Consider the following 8,277-nt stretch of genomic DNA (forward strand, 5'->3'; position numbering starts at 1 on the left):
CTATAAGTACTCCTGATCTTCTTCGCCGATGGCGGACTCCATGCCTTCGGCTTCATCCATAGCTTGCATCGCCGCCTGAGCGATCTCTTCGTCTTTGGATATGGATAAGTCGACCAAGGCAGGCCCGGCCTCTTCCGGACTGACGTAAGCCGCGGCACTGATTGCGGCCAGCAGCAGCCGCCGGGGTGTGGTTCGCGAGGCCAGCAGTCCTTCGATATGCGGCCAGGCCTCGCTGACTTCGTGTGCGGCGGCTGCCTTGATCGCCTGATAGTGGATCTCCTCGTTGTCGCTATTCAGCGATTGAAGGATTTCTTCCTCGAATCCTGGAACATAGCGCATCGCAAACACAGCGGTGAGCTTCCAATCCTTGTCGGCGCCACCATAGGCTGTACGAATTGCTTCGGCGTGCCAGTCGGCGTCAGCGCGTACGGAGGCTTCGAGGACGTGTCGCCGGACAAGTTTGCGCGCCGACTCATCCTTATATAAACCATGCAATGTGGCCTTATATAAACCATGCAATGTGGCCTTGATCTTCTCGAAGGTTTCCTCCGTAATCGGCGGGTTTTCGCCGATGTCTTCCAGGAAGGGGTCGTCGAATCCGTCCATCTCCGTCTGTTCGAGCACCGGCCCGAGCGCGATTGCGGCGGTCGCGCGCATTTCATCGGATTCCGTCGAATTGCTCACAATGCCGAGCAAGAGTTCGGCCATCTCGTCATCCATGACCACGAGTTCGCCAGAGAGCTCGGCGGCGATCCTCCGATCGGATGGCGGGCCGCTGCGCAAGGTTTGTTTCAGCAGGTCTGCCGCATTGTCGGGCCACTCCCATGGGGACGTATCTGCCAGCAATCGTATGTTCACAACATCAATTGTACTCAGTCAAAGTAGTGATGAGGCTGGAAACGTTAATGAAGGCTAAGCGATCGAGGAGGATAGGCGAAACAAGGCAGGGTGACGATCTATGGGACGAACCGGAAGGGCTGCCGGGCGCCTTATCAAATGCTTTCTCAAAATGAAAACTTTTCGCCAAAGGCGCCTCCCGCGGGAATTCATTCTTTTCTGTGGCATGACCACACGGCATCTGATAAAACATGTGGTACAGCCACAGGAGAGTAGATGAACGATAAACTGGATCTATTACAGGGCACGCTCGACCTCATGGTGTTGCGCACCCTTGCCGCGATGGGACCGCAGCATGGATACGGTGTCGCACGGCGGATCGAACAGATCAGCGGCGATACTGTGGTCCTCAATCAGGGAACAATTTATGCCGCCCTGGTGCGGCTGGTGCAGCGCAGGCTGATCAAGGCGGAGTGGGGCACCTCGGATAACAATCGGAAAGCCCGGTATTACTCCCTGACGCCGCGCGGCCGCAAACACCTTGAGGAACGGGCGGAGACGTGGCAGCGGCTGACATCCGTGATGGAACGTATTTTCCAGCAGGATCCGGAGGAATCGCAGAGATGATCTCATGGCTGTGCCGGCTATTCGCCCGGCTCCACGCTCTTTTTTTCCAGTCACGGCTGGATCGGCAACTCGATGAAGAGCTTAACATGCACATCGAGCTGCTTATCGAAGAGAACATTCAGCGCGGGATGAACCCGGAAACGGCGCGCCGCGAAGCCCGGCTCAAAGTCGGCAGCCGGGACGCCGCCAAAGAACTGCATCGCGATGCACGCGCGTTCCGCTTCGTCGATGATTTTCTTCAGGATGTGCGGTACTCGATGCGAGTGCTTGTCCGCAATCCGCTGTTCATCCTGCTCGCAGCGCTGTCGCTGGCGATCGGCATCGGCGCCGACACCACGGTCTTCTCCGTCGCGAACGCACTGCTTTTCCGCCGGCCCGCCGGTATCCGTGAACCGAATCGGCTTATCGACATCAGCCAGGCGAAACCCGGACGGATCGACGTACGCGAAGTTTCGTATCCGCAATACATCGATATTCAAGAACGCGCTTCGACTCTGGATGGCGTTTTTCTATATGAGCCCATGCCCAGACCGGTAAGTCTTTCCGGCCGCGATGGCGCCGAATCCATTTTCGCAACCACCGTCTCCGTAAATTATTTCGAGGTCCTCGGAGCGCAACCGGCCGCAGGACGGTTCTTCAACTCCAACGACAGCACGAACGGCCGCAGCGAACCGTTCGCAGTAATCAGCTATTCCCTGTGGCAACAGCACTTCAAGAGAGATACCGGAGCGATTGGTCAGACGATCAGGATCAACCATGAGGCATATGCCGTGCTGGGTGTTGCATCCGAAGGCTTCCAGGGCTCAAGCATTACGACTCCGGACGTCTGGCTTCCTGTCGGCGGAACTCCCCAGGATTCGCTGCGCCTCACAATGCGTGGAGTCGGGTGGGCACTCATGGGCGGCCGATTGAAACCGGGTGCGACAACCGCTCAAGCAGCGGCCGAGTTGAAGGCCATCGGAACGGCACTCGCCAACGACCACCCGAACGAGAAACGGGGTCTCGAACTCCGCGTGGCGGATCTTTCTCCAATTCCCGGAAATCTTGTGCTTCCCGTTACCGGGATATTCACTCTGATGATCGCATTCGTATCACTGGTCCTGGTCATCGCGTGTGCCAACCTCGCGGGAGTCCTGCTGTCGCGGGCAACTAAGAGACGCCGTGAAATCGCCGTCAGGCTTGCCATCGGCGCGGGACGCTACCGTCTGATCCGCCAACTCCTGACCGAAACACTGATGATCTTCAGCATCGGTGGAGTTGCCGGCCTCCTGCTGTCCCGCGGGCTGACGGCACTGCTGATCTCGCAACTTCCGAAGACCGGAATTCCGTTCCATCTCTCGACCGGTCTCGATGGCCGTGTGGCCGCGTTCACGCTCGGGCTGTCGCTGATTTCGGCTGTGCTGTGCGGACTGGCGCCGGCGCTTCAGTCATCGAAAACCGATGTCATTTCGACCCTGAAAAACGATGCCACGGCCACAACCCATCGTTCGCGCGCGCAGAACGTCTTTGTCATCGCCCAGGTTGCCTTCAGCATCATTCTGGTCGTTGCGGCAGGCTTATTTATTGGCGCGCTGCGGCGGATGATTTCGCTTGATCTGGGATACGATCCGCATAATGTGGAACTCGCGACCGTCGACCTCTCGATGGCCCAGTATGGTGAAACCGGGCGCCCTTTCATACGTGAACTGGACGAACGGATCCGGGCATTGCCCGGCGTGCAGGAGTCGACCATAGCGGCGCTGCTTCCAACAGATGCGGGCATCAGAATCGGCCTGCGGGATGTAAAGGCAGATTCGCCCCCGCCGGACCCCGACCAGCAGCCTTCGAGCGTGGCCTGGAATTTCGTGGGACCGGGCTACTTTTCAACCATGAAGATTCCCTTTCTCGACGGCCGCGACTTCGACGCGGGGGATCAAACCGAGTCTCAACCCGTTGCAATCGTGAGCGAGACGGCAGCCCGGAAGCTATGGCTCGGGAGGAACGCGATTGGCCAATACCTGCCGGCCGGCGTTCTGGCTTCGGAGGGCGTCAATGCCAGGGCTGCGCTCGTTGTTGGAGTCGTGCGCGACGTCAGATCCATGGGCCGCGACGCGCGGATCGCTCCGTTAATCTATCGGCCTCTGCAGCAGCAATACTTGCCCCGTGTGACGATCGCGGCCCGAACAACGCCGGGCCATCGGCTGGCAGGTGAGATCCGCGCCGCATTGTTTTCAATGAATCCAAATCTGCCGATTCTCACGTCGCAGACACTTGAGGAAGCGGCTGACGCGAATGTCGCGGGACAGCGTGGTGCAGCTTCGGTGACAGGCGGTCTTGGCCTTGTCGGCCTCCTGCTTGCGTCCATCGGTGTCTACGGCGTCACGGCATATACTGTTGCGCAACGCACGCGGGAGATCGGAATCCGCATGGCGCTGGGAGCGCAACGGAGCCAGGTCACGCGAATGGTGCTGCGCCAGGGAATGTCGGTGGTCGGAATCGGCTCAACCATCGGACTGGCTCTGGCGTTCATCGCAAGCCGGCTGCTTCAGGGCTCGATGCTGAATATTCCTCCAACGGATGTCGCAACATTCGCGGGAGCCGCCGCGCTCTTTATTGTGGTGGGACTGATTGCATGCTGCGTCCCGGTACATCGCGCAACCCGAATCGACGCCATGAGCGCCCTTCGCCACGAATGATGCAGGCATGAAACAGCCTGCCAGATTTTGCTGAACGTCCGGAATTGGCGCTGCCCCGATGGTTTTCCCATGGTGTAGTTCAGGTAAGCAGGATCGAACGTTCCGCGATTGGATTGCTGCTCTGCCTCTCCCGCGCGAATCCGGCTTCCTGGGTGTTCTGGATCTGCTCAAAGTTGCGCAACACGGTAAAGGCCGGGATATCTACCTTATTCGCTTCCACTACATTCCACCGAAGCGGTGTCGTAGCGAAATGAACTTGCGCGAGAAGGCAGTCCGCGTTATGAAGAGAATCGGGTTCGAAGCGAGCTGACGCTCGTGGTGGAGCCGGTGGTGATTGGCGTGGTCGGCGTCCCGGTGAGCGTGGGGTATGCTATTTCCTCGCAGAAATATTCGATATTGTCGGCGTTATACCACGCCCGCCGCGGACGCCTGGTGGCGAGGATTTTGCAGTCCCCAGTCCCATATGCAGTGCTTCCATCCGGCATGTCATGATCCTTCGTGCTGCACAGATTGTGGGACAACTCGTGAACCAGCGTGCCTCCGACACTGTCGAATCCCTTCAATTTCATGCGGGACTGTCCGGTACCGACCTGCTTGGCGAAGAAGAGACTGCACAGTCCAATCACACTGTTTGAAGTTCCAGCATACGTTTCCGCATACCCGACGACATCGTAGGCGCCGAGATTCCCCGTCTTTCCGGGATAGTCATTGGGCTTTCCGATGACGCTGTTGTCGCCGCGATAGTACAAGTTGACGTTTCCGGTGAGGAACGCCTCAATCACGCCAAGAATGGTGACGACGCCCAGCCACCAGTCGCGCTCGTTCACGTTCAGAGGGCTCACCGGACGCGGTCCAAACCAGCGTTCCATGATGGGGAGCACGTCGGTGTTGGAGCCGCTGACGGCCCCGCTGGCGGCCAGGTAGGCGGGAAGAATCATGGCCTGAGCTTCCGAAACGGCAGTCTGCGCGTCTCTTCGTTTCAGGGCGGCGCCCGGATTCGGCTTCGTTATTGGCGGCGGCACAATGCCACTTGGAGGCACCGGAGCCGGAGTGGTGATTGTCGGCGTCGGCCAGTAAGACCCTGCCAGTATCACGGTGCCCGTTCCCGTCCGTGCCGGTTTTGCACCGAATTTTGTCCTTAGATTGTCGAAGTTCGTTGCATCCTGAGACGCGCTTGTACCCACGCGGCCTATTGTGCCTCAACTTGTCCGTCTTGTCGTGCAATTTCCCAGCAGCACGTGTCTGTTTATCGCTTTTGGTAACAGACGGAGACTCCGGCGATGTTCCTGCCTCGGGCATGGCTTATCTTACCGTTGTGGCTCTAGTGAGACGCGTACTTCACGCAGGAACTATGGTCGGCAAATGAGGAACCGTCCGCACGGACGAAGTGTTGCCAGCCGTATCCATCGCAATCGCTCGAACTGAGCGGGACGGCGTGGGCTGGTACGACATGGTAATCGCGTGTTTGCCCATTGGTGGTGGTTCGGATCAGGCGCAACCGGGATTCGTCATATGTGCCGTGATGTTCCGTGATTTCCTGGACCAGTCCGATTCCTTTCGCGAACCAACGGTCGACCATTGTTCCAGATCCTTCGCGTGCGGAGAAATGAAACGTGGTGGCTCCGCCGATGCCATAGGGGTCGGCATTGATGCCAATCATGTGCCACACAAAGTCGGGATCGTAACGAGGCCTGTCTGCGACGCGTCCCCAGACTTTACCTTGCGTCATCGGAAAGCAGAATTCAGCGGACACCCGGTTGGCCTTCAGATCTTCACGGAACTGTCGAGCAAGTTGATTATTTTCAACCTGAACGTCATACACACAATCTCCGGCAATCAGAATGTATGCCGCCTCGTTTGCCCGAATCGAGGGGATGCGGTGAGCGATAACGGGCAGCGGATCCAACGCTCGGCTACGCTTTAAAATCAGGATGCCTTCGGGAAGCCGGGCGGAACTCTCAATGGTTTCTTCAACACGCCATCGGCCGGTTTCGGGATTCGCAATGCCGCCGTTTGCTCCGTCGAGTTCCTCGCGCTCGTACATCCAACTATCGCCCACCCGGCTCGGGTACCACTCACTGACGATGTTTTGGGCCTGAACCTGCGCTAAACAGAGGAGTAAGACCACCATCGCTTGGAGGCCGAACAGCCGCGCTCGCATCGCATCACCTCCGACCATCATACCTCTGTTCGACCGCGTTAATTGTCCGCAGGCTTCTCTGTGCGATCGAGCGCAAATATTGGGAAGGAGACCCTCCAGACCCCCCGTTTGCTGCAATCCCCGAAAATATTTTTTCGGCCGGACCGAAATCTTCGTTCCGATGCACCGAAACATAACTTTCCTGGAGGCAAGCTTGGATCCCGCAAATCCAAGCCAGAATTTGCCGAACTTCAGTTTGGATTTCCCGAACTCTAGCTTGGGTTCGCCGGATTCAAGCCTGGATTTCCCGAGCCCTGGCTTGGATTTCCGGTAACCAAGCCTGCTTTTCCCTTAACCAAGCTTGGATTTATCAGACTCTGGTTTGAATTTCCCAAATCCAGGCTTGGATCTCTCGAAAACCGGGCTTGCTGTTCCAGAAACCAGGCTTGGATTGCCACATTCTGATTTGGATTTTGCAAACCTAAGCGTGCTTTCCTCAAACCCAAGCTTGGATTTGCCGAACGCCGGTTTGAATTTCCGAAATCCAAGCCTGGATTTGTCAAACCCATGCGTGCTTTCGCCGGAGCCCGGGTTGGAATTATCGGATTCTGGTTTGGAGTTCCGAAATCCGAGCTTGGATTTGCCGAGGGCAAGCTTGCCTTTGGCAGGATCAAGCCGGCATTTGCGAGACTCTGGCTGGATTTCTGAAATACAGGCTTGGATTAGCCGAATCCAAGCCTGCGCGCTGATTTTTCTCGTCTGAGCAGCATTGGACAAAAACAGTTGAGCGAAAGAATCGGGAACCCATCGGGACGATCGGTGTCTATCTCTACATGAGGTATTGGTGGATCTCGGTGCTTTGCGTCATTAGTTCCGTTTCCGCGTCGAGTTCAGTGCTGAGGATTTCGATCCGCGTCGAAACTCCAGTAATTGTCGGACGCGTGATTTGGATTGAAGCGAATGTGCCGCAAACATCTACGCGATTCAGCTGTCTCGACCTCAAACGTGACGGTAAACTCATGCCCCTTTCTCCGATCTGCCCTGACCCTCTACCCACGGGCCCTCCACCGCTTGCATTGCACCTGATAGCACCCGGTTCACCGGGAATGCGCTACCCCTTATATGCGCGCTACGGAATCGATCGGCCTGGGAAGTATTCCGTTCGCTGGAGGGTTCTGGAGGTGATTCCGCCGCCACCCCCGATTTCGACTGCAGGGGACAAGAAACCCTTGACCTTTAACAAGATTAGAGAACGTTTGGCGGCTCAGTCCAATTGGGTTGATTTCACTGTTTCGAAATAAAAATATCTCCGCGCGCCATGCAACGCCACGCGAACGGGAGGCTTATGAACAAAGACTAAACTCTGATTGAGCCGTCAGCGGAATCGCTCGCAGAGGTCCTTGAGCAGATTTCTCGCGTAACAAGCTGCGCCCGTGAGATGACCGCCCCTACATCTATCAATCAACGCAATACGCGCGATCGCCGCGCCTACGGGCCGAATCCCGCCGATTTCATGCCTCTTAAGGCTTTCGCCCGGCTACTGCGCCATTTGCGCAATTGAAATCGACAAGCCATCGGGATCGGTAAAAACAGCGAGCTTGATTCCCTCGCCTTCGCGCTGCATCGGCGGCATCACGAACCGAACGCCTCTGCCCTGCAGTTCAGCGTAGGTCTTATCCACATCGCTGACATTGAAACCGATCGAACAGGTGCCGGCAGCCTTGTTCTGATCGCCCCCGCCAGAGGCATCACGTTTGACGCCGCCACCGTGCAAAGCCAGCGTGGTGGTTCCTGTGGAGAACTCGCTCCAGTCCGGCGATTCAAACTTCAACGGAAGCCCTAACCGGTCGCGATAGAACGCCACCGATTGAGCCATGTCAGAAACGATGATCATCGTGTAGTCCAGATTGCTAAACATGATATGCACCTCAAGGATGGCGGAAGGATATCACGACGATTCGTGGCCTCGTGCTGCGGGAATTCAGGTGTGCGCCCCCT

Annotated in this window: 8 protein-coding genes; 2 read left to right on the forward strand and 6 right to left on the reverse strand. The window is 57.2% G+C overall.

All coding sequences use genetic code 11. The annotated features are described in order from the left end of the window. Positions 1-858, reverse strand: a complete 858-nt coding sequence (locus VGK48_16930) for a hypothetical protein (protein HEY2382862.1) — start codon at positions 856-858, stop codon at positions 1-3. Between the two features lie 255 nt (positions 859-1,113). On the opposite strand from VGK48_16930, the gene VGK48_16935 reads away from it, so the two are divergent. Together VGK48_16935 and VGK48_16940 are read left to right on the forward strand one after the other, a co-directional pair. Continuing rightward, complete coding sequence (locus VGK48_16935) at positions 1,114-1,464, forward strand: PadR family transcriptional regulator (protein ID HEY2382863.1); 351 nt, start codon at positions 1,114-1,116, stop codon at positions 1,462-1,464. Beyond that, positions 1,461-4,139, forward strand: coding sequence for an ABC transporter permease (locus VGK48_16940; GenBank protein HEY2382864.1), 2,679 nt, complete (start codon positions 1,461-1,463; stop codon positions 4,137-4,139). The genes VGK48_16935 and VGK48_16940 overlap by 4 nt, the downstream gene beginning before the upstream one ends. A 79-nt stretch (positions 4,140-4,218) precedes the next feature. Here the strand turns inward: VGK48_16940 and VGK48_16945 are convergent, their stop codons facing one another. From VGK48_16945 to VGK48_16965, 5 genes are all read right to left on the reverse strand, one after another. Further along, positions 4,219-4,359, reverse strand: coding sequence for a hypothetical protein (locus tag VGK48_16945; protein ID HEY2382865.1), 141 nt, complete (start codon positions 4,357-4,359; stop codon positions 4,219-4,221). Between the two features lie 58 nt (positions 4,360-4,417). Next, on the reverse strand, positions 4,418-5,323 hold the full coding sequence (locus VGK48_16950; protein ID HEY2382866.1) for a M35 family metallo-endopeptidase: 906 nt from the start codon (positions 5,321-5,323) through the stop codon (positions 4,418-4,420). A 137-nt stretch (positions 5,324-5,460) separates the two neighbouring features. Next, positions 5,461-6,300, reverse strand: a complete 840-nt coding sequence (locus VGK48_16955) for a hypothetical protein (GenBank protein HEY2382867.1) — start codon at positions 6,298-6,300, stop codon at positions 5,461-5,463. 330 nt (positions 6,301-6,630) lie between these two features. Beyond that, positions 6,631-7,056 carry a hypothetical protein gene (locus VGK48_16960; GenBank protein ID HEY2382868.1) on the reverse strand — a complete coding sequence of 142 codons (426 nt, stop codon included), beginning with the start codon at positions 7,054-7,056 and terminating at the stop codon, positions 6,631-6,633. A 760-nt stretch (positions 7,057-7,816) separates the two neighbouring features. Then, a complete protein-coding gene (locus tag VGK48_16965; protein ID HEY2382869.1) occupies positions 7,817-8,197 on the reverse strand; it encodes a VOC family protein in 381 nt (126 codons plus the stop codon). Positions 8,198-8,277 lie beyond the last annotated feature (80 nt).

This window comes from Terriglobia bacterium (genome assembly GCA_036496425.1).
Taxonomy (GTDB): domain Bacteria; phylum Acidobacteriota; class Terriglobia; order 20CM-2-55-15; family 20CM-2-55-15; genus 20CM-2-55-15.

What these genes read in the sequence shown, in the direction of transcription:
- VGK48_16935 (HEY2382863.1), top strand. Translation starts at nt 1,114, where the DNA reads ATGAACGATAAACTGGATCTATTACAGGGCACGCTCGACCTCATGGTG.
- VGK48_16940 (HEY2382864.1), top strand. Translation starts at nt 1,461, where the DNA reads ATGATCTCATGGCTGTGCCGGCTATTCGCCCGGCTCCACGCTCTTTTT.
- VGK48_16955 (HEY2382867.1), bottom strand. Translation starts at nt 6,300, where the DNA reads ATGCGAGCGCGGCTGTTCGGCCTCCAAGCGATGGTGGTCTTACTCCTC.
- VGK48_16965 (HEY2382869.1), bottom strand. Translation starts at nt 8,197, where the DNA reads ATGTTTAGCAATCTGGACTACACGATGATCATCGTTTCTGACATGGCT.